This window comes from Rhodanobacter sp. OK091 (assembly GCF_900142825.1).
Lineage (GTDB): Bacteria > Pseudomonadota > Gammaproteobacteria > Xanthomonadales > Rhodanobacteraceae > Rhodanobacter.
Genome location: NZ_FRCH01000001.1, coordinates 1,624,682 through 1,644,027, shown reverse-complemented (window position 1 = coordinate 1,644,027; position 19,346 = coordinate 1,624,682). Strand labels below are relative to the sequence as shown.

The 19,346-nt window shown below is 66.7% G+C and carries 19 protein-coding genes; 5 read left to right on the top strand and 14 right to left on the bottom strand.

The window, feature by feature from the left end:
- Positions 1–55: 55 nt before the first annotated feature.
- Complete coding sequence (locus tag BUA26_RS07555; RefSeq protein ID WP_072759228.1) at positions 56–943, bottom strand: DMT family transporter; 888 nt, start codon at positions 941–943, stop codon at positions 56–58.
- Between the two features lie 104 nt (positions 944–1,047).
- Here BUA26_RS07555 and BUA26_RS07550 point away from each other — a divergent pair, with 104 nt between their 5' ends.
- The 3 genes from BUA26_RS07550 (at position 1,048) to BUA26_RS07540 (ending at position 3,606) form a co-directional block, all read left to right on the top strand.
- Positions 1,048–1,629 (top strand): DNA-3-methyladenine glycosylase I, encoded by a 582-nt coding sequence (locus BUA26_RS07550; protein WP_072759227.1) that lies wholly within the window; start codon positions 1,048–1,050, stop codon positions 1,627–1,629.
- Positions 1,630–1,932: 303 nt separating this feature from the next.
- The gene (locus BUA26_RS07545) at positions 1,933–2,673 is read left to right on the top strand and encodes a hypothetical protein (RefSeq protein WP_072759225.1); all 741 of its coding nucleotides are present in this window, start codon (positions 1,933–1,935) and stop codon (positions 2,671–2,673) included.
- Positions 2,674–2,760: 87 nt separating this feature from the next.
- On the top strand, positions 2,761–3,606 hold the full coding sequence (locus BUA26_RS07540) for a hypothetical protein (RefSeq protein WP_072759223.1): 846 nt from the start codon (positions 2,761–2,763) through the stop codon (positions 3,604–3,606).
- Positions 3,607–3,656: 50 nt separating this feature from the next.
- Here the strand turns inward: BUA26_RS07540 and bioC are convergent, their stop codons facing one another.
- The 5 genes from bioC to bioB are packed head-to-tail and all read right to left on the bottom strand — an operon-like array spanning position 3,657 to position 8,495.
- A complete protein-coding gene (bioC, locus tag BUA26_RS07535; RefSeq protein ID WP_072759221.1) occupies positions 3,657–4,538 on the bottom strand; it encodes a malonyl-ACP O-methyltransferase BioC in 882 nt (293 codons plus the stop codon).
- Positions 4,538–5,323, bottom strand: coding sequence for a pimeloyl-ACP methyl ester esterase BioH (bioH, locus tag BUA26_RS07530; protein ID WP_072759219.1), 786 nt, complete (start codon positions 5,321–5,323; stop codon positions 4,538–4,540). The genes bioC and bioH overlap by 1 nt, the downstream gene beginning before the upstream one ends.
- On the bottom strand, positions 5,320–6,228 hold the full coding sequence (locus tag BUA26_RS07525) for a sulfurtransferase (protein WP_072759217.1): 909 nt from the start codon (positions 6,226–6,228) through the stop codon (positions 5,320–5,322). Before BUA26_RS07525 ends, bioH begins: the two co-directional genes overlap by 4 nt.
- Before the next feature lie 28 nt (positions 6,229–6,256).
- The gene (gene bioF, locus BUA26_RS07520; RefSeq protein WP_072759215.1) at positions 6,257–7,462 is read right to left on the bottom strand and encodes an 8-amino-7-oxononanoate synthase; all 1,206 of its coding nucleotides are present in this window, start codon (positions 7,460–7,462) and stop codon (positions 6,257–6,259) included.
- A complete protein-coding gene (bioB, locus tag BUA26_RS07515) occupies positions 7,449–8,495 on the bottom strand; it encodes a biotin synthase BioB (protein WP_072759213.1) in 1,047 nt (348 codons plus the stop codon). Before bioB ends, bioF begins: the two co-directional genes overlap by 14 nt.
- A gap of 153 nt (positions 8,496–8,648) precedes the next feature.
- Here bioB and BUA26_RS07510 point away from each other — a divergent pair, with 153 nt between their 5' ends.
- The gene (locus tag BUA26_RS07510; RefSeq protein WP_072759211.1) at positions 8,649–8,855 is read left to right on the top strand and encodes a hypothetical protein; all 207 of its coding nucleotides are present in this window, start codon (positions 8,649–8,651) and stop codon (positions 8,853–8,855) included.
- Positions 8,856–8,867: 12 nt separating this feature from the next.
- Entirely contained in the window at positions 8,868–9,584 is a 717-nt protein-coding gene (locus BUA26_RS07505) for a ComF family protein (RefSeq protein WP_143154196.1), read from the top strand.
- A gap of 82 nt (positions 9,585–9,666) precedes the next feature.
- On the opposite strand, the gene ubiA is transcribed toward BUA26_RS07505, so the two are convergent.
- The 8 genes from ubiA to leuD form a co-directional block, all read right to left on the bottom strand.
- Entirely contained in the window at positions 9,667–10,560 is an 894-nt protein-coding gene (gene ubiA / locus BUA26_RS07500; protein WP_072759209.1) for a 4-hydroxybenzoate octaprenyltransferase, read from the bottom strand.
- A gap of 217 nt (positions 10,561–10,777) precedes the next feature.
- Complete coding sequence (ilvA, locus tag BUA26_RS07495; protein WP_072759208.1) at positions 10,778–12,355, bottom strand: threonine ammonia-lyase, biosynthetic; 1,578 nt, start codon at positions 12,353–12,355, stop codon at positions 10,778–10,780.
- Positions 12,352–12,600, bottom strand: coding sequence for an acetolactate synthase small subunit (gene ilvN, locus BUA26_RS07490; protein ID WP_072759207.1), 249 nt, complete (start codon positions 12,598–12,600; stop codon positions 12,352–12,354). Before ilvN ends, ilvA begins: the two co-directional genes overlap by 4 nt.
- 22 nt (positions 12,601–12,622) lie before the next feature.
- Positions 12,623–14,416, bottom strand: coding sequence for a biosynthetic-type acetolactate synthase large subunit (ilvB, locus tag BUA26_RS07485; RefSeq protein WP_083572901.1), 1,794 nt, complete (start codon positions 14,414–14,416; stop codon positions 12,623–12,625).
- A gap of 136 nt (positions 14,417–14,552) precedes the next feature.
- The gene (ilvC, locus tag BUA26_RS07480; protein ID WP_072759204.1) at positions 14,553–15,572 is read right to left on the bottom strand and encodes a ketol-acid reductoisomerase; all 1,020 of its coding nucleotides are present in this window, start codon (positions 15,570–15,572) and stop codon (positions 14,553–14,555) included.
- Positions 15,569–17,296: a dihydroxy-acid dehydratase gene (locus BUA26_RS07475; protein WP_072759203.1), complete on the bottom strand. Its 1,728-nt coding sequence runs from the start codon at positions 17,294–17,296 to the stop codon at positions 15,569–15,571. Before BUA26_RS07475 ends, ilvC begins: the two co-directional genes overlap by 4 nt.
- 348 nt (positions 17,297–17,644) lie before the next feature.
- Positions 17,645–18,742, bottom strand: a complete 1,098-nt coding sequence (leuB, locus tag BUA26_RS07470; protein ID WP_072759200.1) for a 3-isopropylmalate dehydrogenase — start codon at positions 18,740–18,742, stop codon at positions 17,645–17,647.
- Positions 18,739–19,320: a 3-isopropylmalate dehydratase small subunit gene (leuD, locus tag BUA26_RS07465; RefSeq protein ID WP_072759198.1), complete on the bottom strand. Its 582-nt coding sequence runs from the start codon at positions 19,318–19,320 to the stop codon at positions 18,739–18,741. The genes leuB and leuD overlap by 4 nt, the downstream gene beginning before the upstream one ends.
- Positions 19,321–19,346 lie beyond the last annotated feature (26 nt).

Sequence of the window (19,346 nt, the reverse complement as noted above, 5' to 3'; positions counted from 1 at the left end):
GCTTCGGCAGCTGTGCATCATATCGCCACGCGAAAGCCCGCACGCTGAATAACCGTCAGGGACGGCGCCGCACGCCCACGCCGCTCACCGCGATCAGCCCCAGCAGCACCAGCGCAATGCCGAGCATTTCCATCATGGACGGCTGCTCGTGCAGGATCAACCACGCCAGCAGCACGCTGGCGATGGGCACGCCGAGGCTGCTCAGGCTGGCCACCGTGGTGGGCAGGCGCTGCAGCACGATCGACCACAGCCACCATGCCAGGCTGGACGCGAGCACGACGCTATAGGCCAGTGCGCCGATGAACGCCCAGTTCCAGTCGATCGGGCGTTGCGGCACGACCAGTGCGACGGCCGCGAGCGCCACAGCACCGGCCAGCATCTGCCACGCGGTGAGGCTGAGCACGGAGAACGTGTGCTGACGGAACAGCCGCTTGCTCAACACCGTACCAGCCGCCCAAGCTGCACCGCCGGCAATCGCCAGTGTGGTGCTCACCACATTGCCCATGCCATGCCACGGTTCGATGATGCACAGCAGGCCCAGTGCGGCCAGCGCCAGGCCGAGCCAGTGCCGCCGGTGGGGCCGTTCACCCAGCAGCAACCACGCCAGCAGCACGGCCCAGAACGGCATGGTGTAGGCCAGCAAGGCCACGTGGCCGGCACCGCCGTCGAGCAGTGCCCATTGTTCCAGCCCCTGGAATGCGGCGGTCTGGCACAGGCCGATCAGAATCGTCGGCAACATCGGTGGCGGCCGCATCGACTGCCGCGAGATCCACAACGCCGCGAACAGCACCGCTGCGCCAAGCAGATAGCGCAGCGCGGCAAAGTTGAACGGCCCGGCATGCGCCAGCACCTGTTTCATCACTACCCAGCTGTAGGCCCAGACCAGGATGGTGACGAGCAGCGCGAGTACCGCGCCGCGTCGTGGCGATGAGGGGGGCGACATGCGGAAGCCGGCAGGAAAGGGGCGACAAGTCTAGCGGTGTCGGCTACGTTGTGCCGGCACGCCCATATCGTTCTCCTCGTCGTCCCACTCATCCATTGCCCCTCATGACCAAGACATCCGACCTGTCACGCTGCCACTGGGCCACCGGCAGCGATGCATTGATGTGCGAATACCACGATACCGAATGGGGCATGCCGCTGCACGACGACCGTGCCCTGTTCGAGTTCCTGTGCCTGGAGGGCGCGCAGGCCGGCCTGTCCTGGCGCACTGTGCTGGCCAAGCGCGAGAACTATCGCAAGGCGTTCCACAACTTCGAGATCGCCCGCGTCGCTGCGATGAAGGATCGCGAACTGGAAAAACTGCTGCTCGATCCCGGCATCATCCGCAACCGGCTGAAGGTGACGGCCACGCGCGACAACGCGATTGCTGCGCTCGAGGTGATCGACGAGTTCGGCAGTCTGGACGTCTATCTGTGGTCGTTCGTCGATGGCAAGCCGCTGGTCAATCATTGGCGCGACAAGGGAAAGGTGCCGGCCAGCACACCGCTGTCAGACCGCATGAGCAAAGAGTTGAAAAAGCGCGGGTTTCGTTTTGTCGGGACCACGATCTGCTATTCGCTGCTGCAGGCGACCGGGATGATCAATGATCATCTGGTCAGCTGTTTCCGGCACGATATGCTGAGCTAGGCGGTGCCAGGCTGCGGGAATTGCCGTTCTGTCGGGGGGCAGTCCGCTGTAAATGTCGATCCGTTCACACATTCGAGTGAAGCAACTGTGACGCCCATTCGGCGCACGGAATGCATGCTGAACAAATAAGGTGGTGGCGCTTGTACGCCGAGCCCGCCTGGCGCCAAGATGCCGCCGGGACGGCATCAGTGTGCGAATCGCCAGCGTTGATCGGGCAGGTTTTGGGCACAAGGGGGCATGGAAGGAAATGTGCGGTGTCGTCCTCCAGGCATTTCGCCATCGTTGCATCTTCGGAGTCATCCCATGAATTCCTTCCGTTTCAAATCCACGCTGATTTGCATCGCGGTACTCGGCGCACTCTCCACCGCACCGGTGATGGCGCAGACCGCCACTTCGTCCGGCACTTCCGTTTCCACGGGCACCAGCACGCATGAATCGACCCGGCTGAGCACCGAGTTCACCAGCTTCGCCGGTTCGGACACGAACTCGCAGGCGCTGGTCACCGGGTTGCGCGACGGCACCGCGATCACGCTCGACGATGTGACCAAGAATCCCGACGGCACCACGACCACCACGGCGACCACGTTTCAGCCAGCCACCGGCAAGATGGGCTACGGCAACGTGAAGATCGCGCTGTCGCTGGCTGAGGCGATTCTCGCCAAAGACGGCATCACCGACCCGACCGCGGCCGAGATGGCCGCCGCGCTGAACGGCGGTACGCTGGTCATGGCCAATGGGACCAGCATCGACCTGAAGGGTGTGCTGGCCCAGCGTGCCGCTGGCGAGGGTTGGGGCCAGATCGCCAAGGCCGACGGTTTCAAGCTGGGTGACGTGATGCGTTCGCCGAAGGCTGTCGGCAGCGCCTCCGCGAACGGACATGCGCACGTTCACGTGGAGAAGGTCGAGCTGGCCAAGGTGCACAGCGTCGACCATCCGGGCAAACCTGATCGAGTGGGCAAGGTGGATCGCCCTGATCGTCCAAGTCGGCCGGATCGTCCCGAGCATCCCGATCACCCGGATCACGCAGGTCGTCCGGGCGGCTGAGTCCAGCTCCGACACCTCGTAGTTCATGCAGGCCCGGTATGATGCCGGGCCTGCTGCCATTCTCATCACCTGCAAGGAAACCCTTACATGCGTAACCCACAACACTGGATGATCGTCGGCGGCTTGCTGCTGATCGGTGCACCGGCGGCCCATGCCGCCACCACGCCCGACAGCGACCAGTTCAGCCTTTCCGCCGGTGCCGATTACAGCAGCGGCAAGTACGGCACCGACACCACGACCGATATCTGGTCGGTGCCGGTGACCGCGGCGTACCAGAGCGATCGCTGGACGTTCAAGCTCACCGTGCCGTACATCAACATCAGCGGCGCGGGCAACGTGATTCCCGGCGTGGGCAAGGTGAAGAACGGCAACCCGCACGGGCGTGGCAACGGTCACGGCAACGGTAACGGTAACGGTGGGACGACGCCCAGCACCACCACCAGCGGTTCGGCCTCGGGCCTGGGCGACGTCACGGCGTCGGCCGGCTATGAGCTGTTCGGCAGTGCCGACCGCACGTTCGGGCTGGATCTCACCGGCAAGGTGAAATTCGGCACCGCCGACGAGAACAAGGGCCTGGGTACCGGCAAGAACGACTACGGTCTGTCGCTGGATACGTACAAGGTAAGCGGCGCCTGGACGGCGTTCGGCGGCGTGGGCTGGATGAAGTACGGCAGCTCGCAGTACATCAAGCTGAAGAACGGCTTCAACGCGAACATCGGCGCCGACTACAAGCTGAGCACCAGTGACAGCATCGGTGCGTACTACTACTACCGCGAGCGGATCGCCGACGGCGGCGCCCCGCAGAGCGAACTCACCGGCTACTGGAACCACAAGTTCAACGACAACCTGCGCGTGCAGGCTTACGTGCTCGGTGGCTTCGCCAACGGCAGCCCGGATTACGGTGTCGGTGCGTCGCTGAAGTACAGCTTCTGATCCACCCGGCGGCTCCGTGCGCGACGTCGCACGGAGCCGCTACCGCAGTGTCAGGTGCGGCGCGACCCGCGCAGGCTGTCGATCGAGAAGCTGGCGATTTCGCCGCCGTCGGCACCCCGCCGCGGCTGGCCGACGGGTGGCCCCCAGGCATGGGCGGTGACGACTTCCCACGTGGCCGGAATACGCTCATGCACGCGCATCGCCTCGTAGGCAGCGAGCATTCGCTGATAGCGTGACTTGCCGGTGAGCCCGCGTTCGCGCGTGCGGTCGGCATTGGTGGCGCCGAGGCCTTGCAGTTCTTCGAGCAGCTTGCGTGGTTCGCTATAGGTCAAGGTGTAGCGGAACACGTCCAGTACCGGATCGCGCAAGCCGGCGTTGAGCATGGCGTCGCCGATATCGTGCATGTCGAGGAAGCGGCTGACGTGCGGCTGCTGGTCGGCCTCGGCCCATGCTGCGCGCAGCTCTTTCAGCGTATCCGGACCGAACGTCGAGAACGCCAGCAGACCACCGGGTTTCAGCACGCGCACGCATTCGCCGAACAGTGCCGGCAAGTCGTCGATCCACTGAAAGCACAGGTTGGAATGCAGCACGTCGACGCTGTGGTCGGCCAGCGGCAGGGCGGTGGCCTCGGCGCACACGCGGATGAATGGCTTCAGCCAGCTGCTGTGCTGTTTCGCCACGCGCAGCATCGGCAGCGCCAGATCGACCGCGATCACCTCGGCCTTGACATAGCGTTGCTTGAGCAGCGCGCTGCCGCGACCCGTGCCGGCGCCGACGTCGACCACGCGTTGTGGGGTCTGTGTATAGAAGTCCAGACGTTCCAGCAAGGCGGCCTGCACTTCGCGCTGCAGCACGTCGTGTTGTTCGTAGCTTTTGGCGGCGCGGCCGAAATGACGGCGTACCAGCTGTTGATCGAGGTGGAACGTATCCATCAAATCAGGCTCATCGCGTTGGTGGATGCCAGCAAGGGTTGCAGCGCTTGCGCGACTGCGTGGGCATGGCCGAAGAACGGCGCGTGGCCGGCTTGCTGGATGTCGTCGTAGCTGCCGCCGCACTGGCCGGCCGACCATGCCATCGCCTGCGGCGGCACCAGCCGGTCGCGGCGGCCGCTGATCCAGGCGCTGGGCGCACTGAGGTCGGGCAGGGCGGCGCGGCGGTCGGTGGCTTCCAGGATGCGGATGCCTTCCTGCAACACACGCAGGTCGGGTTCGCCGCGGGCAAACACCAGCGCGCGCAGATGGCGCAATTCAGCGCGCGGGTCGGCACTACCCATCGCTTCCAGCGCCAGGAAACGCTCGATGGTAGCGTGGTAATCGGTTTCCAGATCGGTGGCGAGCTGGTGCACCAGCTTGCCGTCGGCACCGAACGGCCAGCCGGCATCGCGCACGAATTTCGGCGTGGCGCAAAGCATCGCCAGGCCACGCACCTGCCGTGGCATTTCCAGCGCGGCGGTCAGCGCGACGATGCCACCCAGCGACCAGCCGAGCCAGATCGCTGGCGGCGTAATTTTGGCAATCGCTGCGGCGCAGGCGCGTGGTTCCAGCGGCAGTCCGCAGTCGCGCGAGTAGCCATGGCCGGGCAAGTCGACCACATACATCGTGCAGTGTGCTTCCAGTGCCTCGACCAGCGGCGCCAGTACGCCGCCGTGCATCGCCCAGCCATGCAGCAGCACCATCGGCGCGGGGCCGTGGCCCACCTTTTCGACATGCAAGGTCATGCCGATATTTCCTTCTCCCCGTCGGGGAGAAGGTGCCCCGAAGGGGCGGATGAGGGGCAGGTGCTCGCGGTGGCGTCGATCGAAGCCGGCCTCGAAACAACACCTTCGCCAGAATGTCCCCTCACCTCGATCCTCTCCCCGGAGGGGAGAGGAGGCGAAAGCCGAGAGGGGATAGGAGACGAAGGCAGGAGCTGTTTGTCCACCGCGACGCGCCCGTCGAACACGAAACAATCGCCGCGCCAGTGGGCGCCGTCGGTCTGCTCCAGATATTTCAGAATGCCGCCTTCGAGCTGATAGACGCGAGGCATGCCTAGATCCTGCATGTGCAGCGCGGCCTTCTCGCAGCGGATGCCGCCGGTGCAATACGAGACGATGGTCTTGCCTTCGTAGCGTGCGCGGTCGGCGGCGATGGCGGCGGGGAATTCGGTGAAGCTGGCGATGCGGTAGTCCACGGCCTGGGGAAACTTGCCCACCTCGGTCTCGTAGTCGTTGCGGGTGTCCAGCAACACGACTTCGCGGCCCTCGTCATCGTGGCCTTGATCCAGCCAGCGCTGCAGCGTGGCAGCGTCCACCGCGGGCGCGCGGCCGCCTTCGGGGCGGATCGTCGGCAACCGCATGGTGATGATTTCCCGCTTCAGACGCACCCGCATGTGGCCGAACGGCACCTCGTCGGACAACGACTCTTTCGGTTCGATATCGGCGAAGCGCGGATCTTCGCGCAAGGGGGGCATGAAGCCGTCGATCGCGGCGCGGCTGCCCGCAAGGAACAGGTTGATGCCCTCCGGCGCCAGCAGGATCGTGCCTTTCAGCGCCAGCGCTTCGCAGCGGGCGAGCAGCCGTTCGCGCAGCGTGGGCAAGTCGTCCAGGCTGACGAATTTATAGGCGGAGATATTGACGATCGACATGCGGGGGAATCGGCGGAGCAGGCGGCGATTATACGTGGTCGCCCGGCGCGGCCCGCTGCGGCACGGACAGATGCAGTGTTTCCAGTGCGTCCAGCAGGCGGTCGACATGGGCTTCCTCGTGCGTCGCGGACAGCGTGATGCGCAATCGCGCCTGGCCCGACGGCACGGTGGGTGGGCGGATCGCGCTGACCAGCAGGCCGAGCCGTTCCAGCGCCTGCGCCGCAGCCAGCGCCGCGTCGGCGCTACCCAGCAGCAGCGGCTGGATCGCGCTGAAGGATGCGGCCAGCGGCAGGCCAAGTTCGGCAGCACCGTGGCGGAAGCGTGCGATCAGCGCGGCGAGCTTCTCCCGCCGCCAATCTTCCGTCTGCGCCAACTGCACCGACTCGAGTGCGGCGGCGGCCAGCGCCGGCGGCATCGCGGTGGTATAGATGTAGGGACGCGCGAACTGGATCAGGCCGTCGATCAGCGCGGCCGGGCCGGCCACGAAGGCGCCCATGCAACCGAGCGCCTTGCCCAGCGTGGCCATCAGCAGCGGTACTTCATGCTGGCTGAGGTCGGCGGCATTGACGCTGCCGGCACCATGCTCGCCGAGCACGCCGAGGCCGTGCGCGTCGTCGACCAGCAAGGAGGCGCGATCACGGGCGCACAAGGCCGCCAGTTCGCGCAGCGGCGCGACATCGCCATCCATGCTGAATACACCATCGGTCGCCAGCAGCGCGGCGGCATCGGGGCGGGTTGCCAGCTGCCGCGCGGCGGCGGCGACATCGGCATGCGGATAGCGTTTCAGTTCGGCGCCACTGAGTTTGGCGCCATCGAGCAGGCAGGCGTGGTTGAGCTTGTCCTGCACGCAGATGTCGCCACGCGCCAGCACCGCCTGCAGCACGCCGAGGTTGGCCATGTAACCGGTGGAGAACAGCAGCGCGCGTTCGCGGCCCGTCCATACGGCGAGTGCTTCCTCCAGCTCCGCATGTTCGGTGCGGTGCCCGCAGATCAGATGAGCCGACGTGCTGCCTACGCCGCCTTGCCTGGCCGCACGGGTGAGCGCAGCGACCAGCTGCGGGTGCTGCGCCAGACCGAGGTAGTCGTTGCTGCAGAACGACAGCAGGCGCCCGTTGCCTACATCCAGCCATGGCCCGTCAGCGTTATCGAGAGTGCGCAGCCGGCGCAGCAGTTTCGCCTCGGCACGTTCAGCCGTCTGGATGGCCAGACGCTTGAGCAGGTCAGGCCGCGGCACTGCAACCACAGCTTTGCCCGCAGCCAGCCGTGTCGGCGGTTTCCAGAATGTCCGCATGCACGGTGCCGGTTTCCTCGACCACCTGCAGGGGATGCAGGTCGAGCCGGCGGAACAGCGCGCGGTCGTGTTCCACATCCGGATTGCCGGTGGTCAGCAGCTTTTCGCCGTAGAAGATCGAATTGGCGCCGGCAAAGAAACACAGCGCCTGCACCGCGTCGTCCATCTGCTGACGACCGGCCGACAAACGCACCATCGAGGCCGGCATCAGCAGCCGAGCGACCGCGATGGTGCGCACGAATTCGAACGGATCCAGCGCCTCGGTGCCGTTGAGCGGCGTGCCTTCGATCTGCACCAGCTGGTTGATCGGCACCGACTGCGGATGCTCGGGCAGCGTGGCCAGGGTCTGCAGCAGCCCGGCGCGCTGATCGCGCGATTCGCCCATGCCGACGATGCCGCCGCAGCAGGTCTTCATGCCGGCATGGCGCACGTGCTCCAGCGTGTCGAGGCGATCCTGGTACTGACGGGTGTGTATCACTTCGTCGTAGAACTCCGGCGCGGTGTCGAGGTTGTGGTTGTAGTAGTCGAGGCCAGCGGCCTTCAAGGTGTCGGCTTGCGATCCGCTCAGCATGCCCAGCGTGGCGCAGGTTTCCAGGCCCAGGCCTTTTACCGCGCGGACGATCTCGGCCACCTTGACCACATCGCGGTCCTTCGGGCCCCGCCATGCCGCGCCCATGCAGAAGCGGCTGGCACCGGCATCTTTCGCAGCCTGCGCACGCTCCAGTACCGCTTCCACGCTCATCAGTTTCTGCGCTTGCACGCCGGTATCGTAACGGGCCGCCTGTGGGCAATACGCGCAATCTTCCGGACAGCCGCCGGTCTTGATCGACAGCAGGGTCGATACCTGCACGGCGTTCGGATCGTGATGCTCGCGATGTGCCGCATGCGCGCGATGCAGCAGCTCGTTGAACGGCAGCGCGAACAGCGCGGCCACTTCGGCGCGGGTCCAGTCGTGGCGGATGACAGTGTCGTCCATGGAACAGAGACTCCCATAAAGAATCGCGAAAGTGTGGGAGTCGCTACGAGGAGTGTCAACCAATCGGTTCGAGTAATGGTTGACGCAGGCGTGAATACGGCTCAGACGCTACCATCGCGCTATCAGAGGCAACCAGACGTGGGGTGGACCAGCATGAGCGAAGGACAAGGCAGCAGCGGCAACGTGCTCGCGGCCATCTGCAGTTTCTTTATCCCGGGGCTCGGCCAGCTGGTGCAGGGGCGCCTACTGATGGCGATCGTCATGTTCGTGCTGGCGGCGGTGCTGTGGATTATCTGGCTCGGATGGTTGATCCATCTGTGGTCGATTCTCGACGCGGCACTGTACAAGCCCGGTCGTTGAACGGAGATGCGCATGGATGCGCTGATGACAACCTGGCGGCGGCTGCGGCATTTCGTGTTGCCGCTGCACTGCCTGCTGTGCGGCGCTGCAGGTGCCGAGGGCATCGACCTGTGCGCCGATTGCGCGGCGGAGCTGCCGCGCAATCGCAGCTGTTGCAAGCGTTGCGCCTTGCCGCTGGCCACGCCGGCGCCACTGTGCGGCGAATGCCAGCGCCGTATTCCGCCATGGGATGCGGCGTGGGCGCCGTTCCGTTACGGCTGGCCGCTGGATAGGCTGGAATCGCGCTACAAGTTCGGTGCCGATCTCGCCGCCGGCCGTGTGTTGTCGACGCTGTGGCGACGCGAGCCCTGCCCGATCGAGCCGCCGCAACTGCTGTTGGCCGTGCCGCTGCATCTGGGCCGGCTGCGTGAGCGCGGTTACAACCAGGCGCTGGAACTGGCTCGTCCGCTCGCCCGCGACCTCGGCGTGCCGCTGCGCCACGACGTGCTGCAACGTATTCGCCGGACCGACGCGCAAACCGAGCTCGATGCCCTCGGCCGTCGCCGCAATGTGCGCGGCGCGTTCGCGTTGCGCGCGGGCATCGCGCTTCCCGCGCATGTGGCGATTCTCGATGACGTGATGACCACCGGCGCCACCTTGGCCGAGTGTGCTCGTGTGCTCAGGCGTGCCGGCGTGTCGCGAGTGGATGTGTGGGCGCTGGCACGGGCGCCTGGGACGAGAAGTGAGTAGAGGAGCGAGGAATGAGAAACGAGAGGAACTTCGTGACTTTCAGCTTTTACTCGTTTCTCACTCCTCTTCACTCACTCCTCATCTAGCGCACGGCCAGTGCCAGCACGATGCCGATCCACACCGCCAGTCCCAACCAGTTGTTGTGGCGGAACGCGGCGAGGCAGGCGCTGCGGATGCGGTCGCGTATCAGCCAGTGCTGATAGCCGAACAACCCGGCGGCAATCAGCAGGCCTAGCCAGTACGGCCAGCCCAGCGCGGCGCGCTGACCCACGAACAGCATCGCCAGCAGGAACGTACCCATCAGCACGCCCAGGATCGGCAGGTCCGCGTCGCCGAACAGGATCGCGGTGGACTTGGCGCCGGCCTTGAGGTCATCCTCGCGGTCGACCATCGCGTACTCGGTGTCATAGATCACCGACCAGATGATGTTGCCGATGAACAGCAGCCAGCCCACCGGCGGCACCGTATTCATCACCGCGGCGAATGCCATCGGGATCGACCAGCCGAACGCCGCGCCCAGCACCACTTGCGGCATATAGGTGTAGCGCTTGGTGAACGGATACAGCGCAGCCAGCGCGGCACCGGCGAACGACAGCTCGATCGTCAGCCGATTGGTGAACAGCACCAGCACGAAGGCGAACACCAGCAGGACGGCGAACACGACCAAGGCCTCGCGCGGCGTCACCCGGCCCGATGCGATCGGCCGGCCGGCCGTGCGCGCCACTTGCGGATCCAGCTTGCGGTCGGCGTAATCGTTGATCGCGCAACCGGCCGCGCGCATGGCGAACACGCCGAGAGTGAAGACGATCAGCGGCTTCCACGGCGGGAAGTCGCCGGCCGCCAGCCACAGCGCCCACCAGGTCGGCCACAGCAGCAGCAGCGCGCCGATCGGCCGATCCATCCGGGTCAGCACCAGATAGTCCAGCGCTTTCTCGCGATAACGCGTCGGCAGCTTCCGCAGCAGCCAGTTCAACACTCGCGTGGCGCGGGTCGAACTGTCGGCCGGCTGGACCGGCCGCGCGGCGGGTTTCGCCAGGCCGGGCCGTGGGCGGGTGGTGGCCGAAGGCGGGGTGTTGGGTCGCTGGCGTTTGCGGGGAGGGGTGGCCATTCGCCGAGTTTAACGTGGCCGCCAGACTCTGTTCGCGTGCTGGATCACTGCAATACAGGCATGGTGATGCATCGCGCGATCCGGTTTACTCGCGCAGCAGCAGCCGATACGCGGGGTGGTCGCTCTCGTCCCAATGCGGGTAACCCAGCGCGGCCAGAAACGGCGGAAGCAGGGCGTACTCTTCGGGCGGCACCTGGATGCCGACCAGGATGCGGCCGTAATCGGCGCCATGGTTGCGATAGTGGAACAGGCTGATGTTCCAGTCCGGGTGCAATTGGCCGAGGAAGTGGGTGAGTGCACCGGGCCGTTCGGGGAACTCGAAGCGGTACAAGCGCTCATGCCGTGCCAGCGGCGAGCGCCCGCCGATCATGTGGCGCAGGTGCAGTTTGGCCAGCTCGTCATCGGTAAGGTCGAGCACATCGAACGCTTGCGCGCGGAACGCGGCCGCCAGCGCCTCGCGCTCATCGCGGCTGGCGATCTGCACGCCGACGAAGATATGGGCGGAACTGGCATCGCCGATGCGGTAGTTGAATTCGGTGATGCTATGCCGGCCCAGTGCGGCGCAGAAGCGGCGGAAGCTGCCCCGCTCCTCCGGGATCGTCACCGCGAACACGGCTTCGTGCTGCTCGCCCACCTCGGCGCGTTCGGCCACGAAGCGCAGGCGGTCGAAATTCATGTTCGCGCCGGAGACGATGGCCACCAACGCGCCATCGGCAGCTTGCTCACCGAGGTGGGCGCGCGTGGCGACATACTGTTTCAGCCCGGCCAGCGCCAGCGCGCCGGAGGGTTCCGGCACGCAGCGGGTGTCCTGGTAAATGTCGCGGATCGCCGCGCAGATCGCATCGGTGTCCACCCGCAGCATGGCATCCACATGTTGCCGGCACAGCGCGAAGGTGAGCGCGCCGACCTGCTTCACCGCGGTGCCGTCGGCGAACAGGCCGACCTCGTCCAGCGCCACGCGCGAGCCCTTTTCCAGCGAACGCGTCATCGCGTCGGCATCGAGCGCCTGCACGCCGATGACTTTCACCTCCGGCCGCAGCGCCTTGATGCAAGCGGCCACGCCGGCAAGCAGGCCGCCGCCACCCACCGGCACGAACACCGCGTGCAACGGGCCCGGATGCTGGTGCAGGATTTCCAATGCCACGGTGCCCTGGCCAGCTATTACCGCCAGATCGTCGAACGGGTGCACGAAGGTGGCGCCATGTTCGGCCTGCAGTTGCGCGGCGGCAGCCTGCGCGTCGCTGTAGGAGTCGCCGGCCAGCACGATTTCCACCATGGCGCCGCCGAACCGGCGCACCGCATCCACCTTCACCTGCGGCGCGGTCACCGGCATCACGATGGTGGCGCGGATGCCCAGTTTTGCCGCGGCCAGCGCCACGCCTTGCGCGTGGTTGCCGGCGGAAGCGGCGATCACCCCACGCGCGCGTTGCGCCGGGTCCAGCTGCACCATGCGGTTGTACGCACCGCGCAGTTTGAACGAGAACACCGGCTGCTGGTCTTCGCGCTTGAGCAGCACCGGCCGGCCGAGTCGCGCGCTGAGCAGCGGGGCGGCTTCCAGCGCGGACTCGTGTGCCACGTCATAAACACGTGCGGCACGGGTCTGCGCCAGCAAGTCGTCGACGGCTGCGGCATCGTCGGCAGCCGGCGCAACGACTGCACTCATGCCGCCAGTGCCGTCGCCGGATGCGCCACCTGCAGCACGTCGACCAGCTTGCGCGTCTGCTGCAGGATCTGCGCGACGCCGGCATCGTCGCACTGCAGGCTCAGGGTGAGCCGCGACACGGCCGGATCATGGGTGGCGCTGACGGTCAGCGTGTCGATGTTGTAGCCGCGCGCGGCGAACAGCCCGGCGACGCGCACCAGCGCGCCGGCTTCGTTCTGCAACAGGATGGACAAGGTGTGGTTCATGGCGGTTCGCTCCGGGTGATGCTCAGAACATGTTGGAAGGCGCGGTTTCGTGAACCGGGGACGCATGGCGCGAGGCAATGAAGTCGCCGGTGATCATCTGTGCGTAGCTGGCGCCGGGGCCGACCATCGGATACACGCCGGCATCCTGGTCGATCATCACTTCGAGGAAGGCCGGACCATCGAAGGCGAGGAACGCGGCGATGGTCGCCTCCAGTTCCTCCACGCGCTCCAGCCGCTGCGCCCAGGCGAAGCCGTCGGCCTGCGCCGCAAGCACGAAGTCCTTCCGGTGCAGGCTCTTGTCGGAGGCGGCGAAGCGGCCCTTGAAGTACAGCTTCTGCCACTGCCGCACCATGCCGTCGCCGACGTTGTTGAGCACCACCACCTTGACCGGCAGGTTGTAGGTGGTGACGGTTTCCAGCTCGCCGATGTTCATGCGGATGCTGGCGTCGCCGTCGATGTCGATCACCAGCGCGTCGGGCCGGGCGAATTGCGCGCCGACCGCCGCCGGCAGGCCGAAACCCATCGTGCCCATCGAGCCGGAGGTGAGCCAATGCCGCGGCGCGCGGAAGTCGAAGTACTGCGCCGACCACATCTGGTGCTGGCCGACGCCGGTGCTGATGATGGCGCGGCCGCCCGTGTGTCGGTTGATCGCTTCCAGCACGGCATAAGGCTGGATCAGCGCGCTGGTGCGGTCGTAGTTCAACGCATGCACGCGTTTCAGCTCGGCCACGTGCTCGTGCCAGGCCTGCAGCGACGGCCGCAGGCCATGCGCACGGCCGTAGCTGGTCAACCGTTCCAGCGCACGCACCATCGGCCCGACATGATGCCAGTGCACGGATTTCACCTTGCCGATCTCGGCCGGGTCGATGTCGATGTGCGCGATGAACTTCGCACGCGGCGCGAACTTGTCCGGCACCCCGGCCACGCGATCGTCGAAGCGCGCGCCCAGCGCCAGCACGAAGTCGCAATCCTCCACCGCGTAATTCGCATACGCCGTGCCGTGCATGCCCAGCATGTGCAGCGCCAATGGATCGGTGGTGTCGAACGCGCCAAGACCCATCAAGGTGGTGGTCACCGGCAATCCGAACGCATCGACGAACGCGCGCAGTGCGGCCGACGCACCCGCCGCGATCACGCCGCCGCCGGCATAGATCAATGGCCGCTTCGACTGCATCAGTGCGGCGAAGAGCGCGGCGCAGTCGGCATCGCTCAGTGCCGACTGTTCCACCGCCCGCAGCCGTGCGCGGTAGCCGGTCAGTGCCAGCTCACCGGCGCCGCGAAAGTTCAGCGCGGTGTTCTGCACGTCCTTGGGCACGTCCACCACCACCGGCCCGGGGCGACCGCTGCGGGCGAGGGTGAATGCGGTGCGCAAGGTCGCTTCCAGCTGCGCCGGATCGGTGACCAGGAACACGTGCTTGGCGCAGGCGCCCATGATGTTGCTGATCGGCGCCTCCTGGAACGCGTCGCTGCCGATCGCCGCGGTGCTCACCTGGCCGCAGATCACCACCAGCGGGATCGAGTCGGCCATCGAGTCGCGCACCGGCGTGACCATGTTCGTTGCGCCGGGGCCGGAGGTGACCACGGCCACACCGACTTTGCCGGAGGCGCGCGCATAACCCGCGGCCATGAAGCCCGCACCTTGTTCGTTGGCCGGCACGATCAGCGGCATCGGCTCGTCGCCGTTTTCCTTCAGGTGTATGGCGTTGTAACGGAACACGGCGTCGTATACCGGCAGGATCGCGCCGCCGGAGTAACCGAACATCACCTCGACGCCTTCATCGGCGAACACCTGCACGATCACGTCGGCACCGCTCATCGGCTGGCCGGCGAGCGGGTGTCGATCCGGATCTGACTCGGCTTTCGGTTGCGCATTCACTAGCACTAGCGGAATTCCTCAACAATACGGTTGGCAGTGCCTCCTCCCCTGCTCGCAGGGGAGGAGGCAAAGAGCGTCAGCTCACCTTTTTCAGCGGCGCCTTGGCGGCCTCGGTTGCCGCCGGCTGCAGCCACGGCATCCGTGCCCGCAGCTTTGCGCCGACCTGCTCGATCGGATGGTCGAGATCGGCTTGCTTCAGGCGCTTGTAGTTGGGCAGGCCGGCGGCGTATTCGGCCGTCCAGTTGCGCGCGAAGGTGCCGTCCTGGATGTCGTTGAGGACTTCCTTCATGCGCGCCTTGGTGCCGGCGTCGACGATCCGCGGGCCGCTGACGTAATCGCCGTACTGCGCGGTCTCGGAGACGAACTGCAGCATCTTGGTCAGGCCGCCCTCGTAGAACAGGTCGACGATCAGCTTCAGTTCGTGCATCACCTCGTAGTACGCGATCTCGGGCTGGTAGCCGGCCTCGACCAGGGTCTCGAAGCCCGCGATCACCAGCTCGCTGGCGCCGCCGCACAGCACGGCCTGCTCGCCGAACAGGTCGGTTTCGGTCTCTTCCTTGAAATCGGTCTCGATCAGGAGCGCGCGACCGCCGCCGATGCCATCGGCGTAGCCCTTGGCCTTCGCCTCGGCGTGGCCGCTGACATCCTGATGCACGGCAAACAGCGCGGGCACGCCGCGGCCGCGCTCGTATTCGCTGCGCACCAGTGCGCCCGGACCCTTCGGCGCGACCAGCACCACGTCGATGTCCGCACGCGGAGCGATCTGCTTGAAGTGTACGTTGAAGCCGTGCGCGAACAGCAGCGCGGCACCCGGCTTGATGTTCGGTTCGATCGCTTCCTTGTACAGCGCCGGCTGCACCATGTCCGGCGTCAGCACGGCCACCAGATCGGCGCCGCGCACGGCATGCGCCGGCTCGACCACGGCGAAGCCATCGGCCTCGGCACGCTTCCAGGTCGGGCCGCCGGGCCGCAGGCCGACCACGACGTCGAGGCCGGAATCGCGCAGGTTCAGCGCATGCGCGCGGCCCTGGCTGCCGTAGCCGAGTACGGCGATGCGGGCGTTCTTCAAGATGTTGGGAGAAGTGGTGGTGCTCATGCGGTGACTCCTGCAGGTTCGGTGATGATGGTTGTCGAAGCGGTTGGTGCGGTATGAGAAGTAGACGTCTGGACGTCCGTTCGTTGGTTGGTGGTGGCGCCGTCGGAAGCGGAGCCGACCAGGAGTGCATATTTCGCCAGCGCGCCATGGGTGACTTTCGGTGGGCGCGGATGCCAGCTGGCCCGGCGGCTTTCCAGATCGGCGCTGGTGCGCAGCTCGCGGTGTTCGGCATCGATCACCACGCGGTCGCCCTCGCGCAGCAGCGCGATCGGGCCGCCCCGTGCCGCTTCCGGCGCGATGTGGCCGACCATGAAGCCATGGGTGGCGCCGGAGAAACGGCCGTCGGTGATCAGCGCCACGTCGTTGCCGAGGCCGCGGCCGACCAACGCCGCGGTGACGCCGAGCATCTCGCGCATGCCGGGGCCGCCGGCGGGCCCTTCGTTGCGGATCACGATGACGTCGCCAGCGTGGATGCGATCGCCTTGCACGGCGGCGAACGCTTCCTCCTCGCTCTCGAAGACGCGCGCGCTGCCTTCGAAATGGCCGCTCTTGCCGGCCAGTTTGAGGATGCAGCCCTCCGGTGCTAGGTTGCCGTAAAGGATCGAGTAGCCGCCGCGCGGCTTCAGCGGCTGGCTCACCGGATGCACCACGTCCTGTGTTTCCGCGCGGGGCGCCGCGGCCGCTTCGGCGAACAGGCTGCGGCCGGTGACGGTGGGTGCGTCCTCCAGCATGCCGGCAGCGATCAGCTCCTGCGCCACGCGTGCGCTGCCGCCGGCACCGAACATCTCCACCGCGGTGTAGCGACCGCCGGGCAGCAGGTCGGCGATGACCGGTGTGTGCACCGAGGCCGGCTCGAAATCTTCCAGCGTCCACTCGACGCCGGCTTCCCGCGCGATCGCCAGCAGGTGCAGCACCGCGTTGGTGGACCCGGCGGTGGCGGCGACCATGCGGGCGGCGTTGCGGAACGAGGTGCGCGTCAGCATGTCGCGCGGCGTGCGCTCGGTCTTGAGGCATTCCATCACCAGCTCGCCGCAGCGGAATGCGGCAGCGCCCTTGGCCGGATGCGTGGCCGGGATGTCGTTGAAGCCCATCGGCGACAGGCCCAGCGTGGTCAGCACCATCGCCATCGTGTTGGCGGTGAACTGGCCACCGCAGGCACCGGCGCCGGGACAGGCGTCGCGCTCGACGGCGGCCAGTTCGGCGTCGTCGATCTTGCCGGCGCCATGCGCACCGACGGCCTCGAACACCTGCTGGATGGTGATCGGATGGTTGTCGTGTGTCCCGTGCGCGATGCTGCCGCCGTACAGCGCGACGCCGGGAATGTTCAGCCGTGCCAGCGCCATGGCCGCGGCGGGAATGGTCTTGTCGCAGCCGCACAGCACCACCATCGCGTCGAGGCAGTGGCCGTCCACCGCCAACTCGATCGAATCGGTGATCACCTCGCGGCTGATCAGCGAGGCGCGCATGCCGGGCGTACCCATCGCGATGCCGTCGGTGACGGCGATCGTGTTGAACTCGATCGGCGTGCCGCCGGCGGCGCGGATGCCGGCCGCAGCCTCGACGGCCAGCTCGCGCAGGTTGAGGTTGCACGGGCTCACATTCGACCAGGTATGCACCACCGCGATCAGCGGCCGGGCAATCGCCGCGTCGTCCAGTCCGGTGGCGCGCAACATCGCGCGGGCAGGGGCGCGGTCGGGGCCGCTCTTGATCAGGTCACTGCGCATCAAAAAATCTCCGAAGGGCTGAATCCCTTCTCCCCATCGGGGAGAAGGTGCCCCGAAGGGGCGGATGAGGGGCGGGTGCTCGCGGTCGAGCTGATCGAAGCGCACTTGGAATATGGAGCCATCCCAAGGCCGTCCCTGACTTCGTTGGTTGATGAAAAAAGCGTCCCCTGCGTGCGGGGGATGGCGAAGCGGACGGGAACATGCGCCTTGGGAACGCACGGAGGGCATCCGGTGCCGAGAACACGCAGGGGACGGCAGAAAAGGCGGACACGTCCGTGTATCCGCTGGGGAAACGTCGATAAGAGCCGGGTTGATAAGAGCCGGGTCGATGGAAGCTGGTGATTCGCATCAGCCGCATGCGCGTGCTCCGCTGAAGAAGGCGGCGGTGCTGTCGGCGTGGTCCTCGATCGCGGCGAGCACGGCGTCGCGCACGGCTTCCGTGCCCGCGGTGCCGCCGATGTCGCGGCTGTGCGGGCCGTGGCGCAGCACCCGGTCGACCGACGCTTCGACGGCGATCGCTTCGGCTTCCAGGCCCAGCGAGTGACGCAGCAGCAGTGCCACAGAGAGGATCGCGCCGACCGGATTGGCCACGCCTTGGCCGGCGATGTCCGGCGCGGAGCCATGGATCGGCTCGTACAAACCGGCCTTGCCGTCGCCCATCGACGCGGACGGCAGCAGGCCGAGCGAACCGGCCAGCGCGGCGGCCTCGTCGGTGAGGATGTCGCCGAACAGGTTTTCGGTGACGACCACGTCGTAGCGGTTGGGTTGGGTCAGCAACAGCATCGCCATCGAGTCGACCAGCTGGTGCTCGACCTTCACGTCCGGATAGTCGGCGGCGATGCGCTGCACGGTGCTGCGCCACAGGCGTGAGGTCTCCAGCACGTTCGCCTTGTCCACCGAGGTGAGGTGATGCCGGCGGCCGCGTGCCAGTTCGAACGCGCGGCGTACCACGCGCTCCACTTCGGCGACGGTGTACTTGCATTCGTCGGTGGCGGTGTCGGCGCTGCGCGTCTTCGCGCCGAAGTAGGCGCCGCCGGTCAGCTCGCGCACGAACAGCACGTCGACGTTTTTCAGTTTCTCGTTCTTCAGTGGCGACAGGTTGGCCAGTGCCGGATGCACCTGCAGCGGGCGCAGGTTCGCGTACACGCCCAGCGCGGCGCGCAGCGCCAGCAAGCCCTGTTCGGGACGCACGCTCGCGTTCGGATCGGACCACTTCGGGCCACCGACCGCGCCCAGCAGCACCGCATCGGCAGACTGGCAGGCGGCCAGCGACGCGGCCGGCAGCGGTTCGCCGGTGGCATCGATCGCGGCTCCACCGATCAGTTGCTCGTCGAACGTGAACACGTGCTCGTAGCGTGCGGCTACGGTTTTCAACACGGCGACCGCGGCGGCGGTGACTTCGGGGCCGACGCCATCGCCGGGCAAGGTGACGATGTGCGCCTTCATGCTGCTTTCTCCTGTTGTTCGTAGTGAGTGATCGCGTCGGTGTGTTGCAGCAGGTAGCCGAGCTGGTCGACGCCGTTGAGCAGGCAGTGCCGCGCGAACGGCTCCAGCCGGAACGGAATGCGGCCGCCGTCGGGCAGCGCGATGAACTGGCCGCGCACGTCGATCACCAGCTCGATGCCGGGATGCTTGAGCAGCCAGCGGTGCTCGAGCTCGTCGATCACGATCGCCAGCAAGCCGTTCTTCAGCGCGTTGCCGCGGAAGATGTCCGCGATCTCGCTGCACAGCACAGCCCGCACGCCGTAGTCGAGCAGCGCCCACGGCGCGTGTTCGCGCGAGGAGCCGCAGCCGAAATTGCGCCCCGCCACGACGATGGAGCAGCCTTGCGCCTGCGGCTGGTTCAGCGGAAAGGCGGGGTTGTCGCTGCCGTCTGCCTGGTAGCGCCAGTCGTGGAAACACAGCTTGCCCAGCCCTTCGCGGGTGGTGGTGGTGAGGAAGCGCGCGGGGATGATGCGGTCGGTATCGATGTTCTCGTCGGCCAGCACAGCGGTGCGCGAGTGGATGCGGGTGATGGGCTTCATCAGAAAACCTCCGAAGGGCAAAGTCC

What these genes read in the sequence shown, in the direction of transcription:
- BUA26_RS07555 (WP_072759228.1), bottom strand. Translation starts at nt 943, where the DNA reads ATGTCGCCCCCCTCATCGCCACGACGCGGCGCGGTACTCGCGCTGCTC.
- BUA26_RS07550 (WP_072759227.1), top strand. Translation starts at nt 1,048, where the DNA reads ATGACCAAGACATCCGACCTGTCACGCTGCCACTGGGCCACCGGCAGC.
- BUA26_RS07545 (WP_072759225.1), top strand. Translation starts at nt 1,933, where the DNA reads ATGAATTCCTTCCGTTTCAAATCCACGCTGATTTGCATCGCGGTACTC.
- BUA26_RS07540 (WP_072759223.1), top strand. Translation starts at nt 2,761, where the DNA reads ATGCGTAACCCACAACACTGGATGATCGTCGGCGGCTTGCTGCTGATC.
- bioC (WP_072759221.1), bottom strand. Translation starts at nt 4,538, where the DNA reads ATGGATACGTTCCACCTCGATCAACAGCTGGTACGCCGTCATTTCGGC.
- bioH (WP_072759219.1), bottom strand. Translation starts at nt 5,323, where the DNA reads ATGACCTTGCATGTCGAAAAGGTGGGCCACGGCCCCGCGCCGATGGTG.
- BUA26_RS07525 (WP_072759217.1), bottom strand. Translation starts at nt 6,228, where the DNA reads ATGTCGATCGTCAATATCTCCGCCTATAAATTCGTCAGCCTGGACGAC.
- bioB (WP_072759213.1), bottom strand. Translation starts at nt 8,495, where the DNA reads ATGGACGACACTGTCATCCGCCACGACTGGACCCGCGCCGAAGTGGCC.
- BUA26_RS07510 (WP_072759211.1), top strand. Translation starts at nt 8,649, where the DNA reads ATGAGCGAAGGACAAGGCAGCAGCGGCAACGTGCTCGCGGCCATCTGC.
- BUA26_RS07505 (WP_143154196.1), top strand. Translation starts at nt 8,868, where the DNA reads ATGGATGCGCTGATGACAACCTGGCGGCGGCTGCGGCATTTCGTGTTG.
- ilvA (WP_072759208.1), bottom strand. Translation starts at nt 12,355, where the DNA reads ATGAGTGCAGTCGTTGCGCCGGCTGCCGACGATGCCGCAGCCGTCGAC.
- ilvN (WP_072759207.1), bottom strand. Translation starts at nt 12,600, where the DNA reads ATGAACCACACCTTGTCCATCCTGTTGCAGAACGAAGCCGGCGCGCTG.
- ilvB (WP_083572901.1), bottom strand. Translation starts at nt 14,416, where the DNA reads ATGAGCGGTGCCGACGTGATCGTGCAGGTGTTCGCCGATGAAGGCGTC.
- ilvC (WP_072759204.1), bottom strand. Translation starts at nt 15,572, where the DNA reads ATGAGCACCACCACTTCTCCCAACATCTTGAAGAACGCCCGCATCGCC.
- BUA26_RS07475 (WP_072759203.1), bottom strand. Translation starts at nt 17,296, where the DNA reads ATGCGCAGTGACCTGATCAAGAGCGGCCCCGACCGCGCCCCTGCCCGC.
- leuB (WP_072759200.1), bottom strand. Translation starts at nt 18,742, where the DNA reads ATGAAGGCGCACATCGTCACCTTGCCCGGCGATGGCGTCGGCCCCGAA.
- leuD (WP_072759198.1), bottom strand. Translation starts at nt 19,320, where the DNA reads ATGAAGCCCATCACCCGCATCCACTCGCGCACCGCTGTGCTGGCCGAC.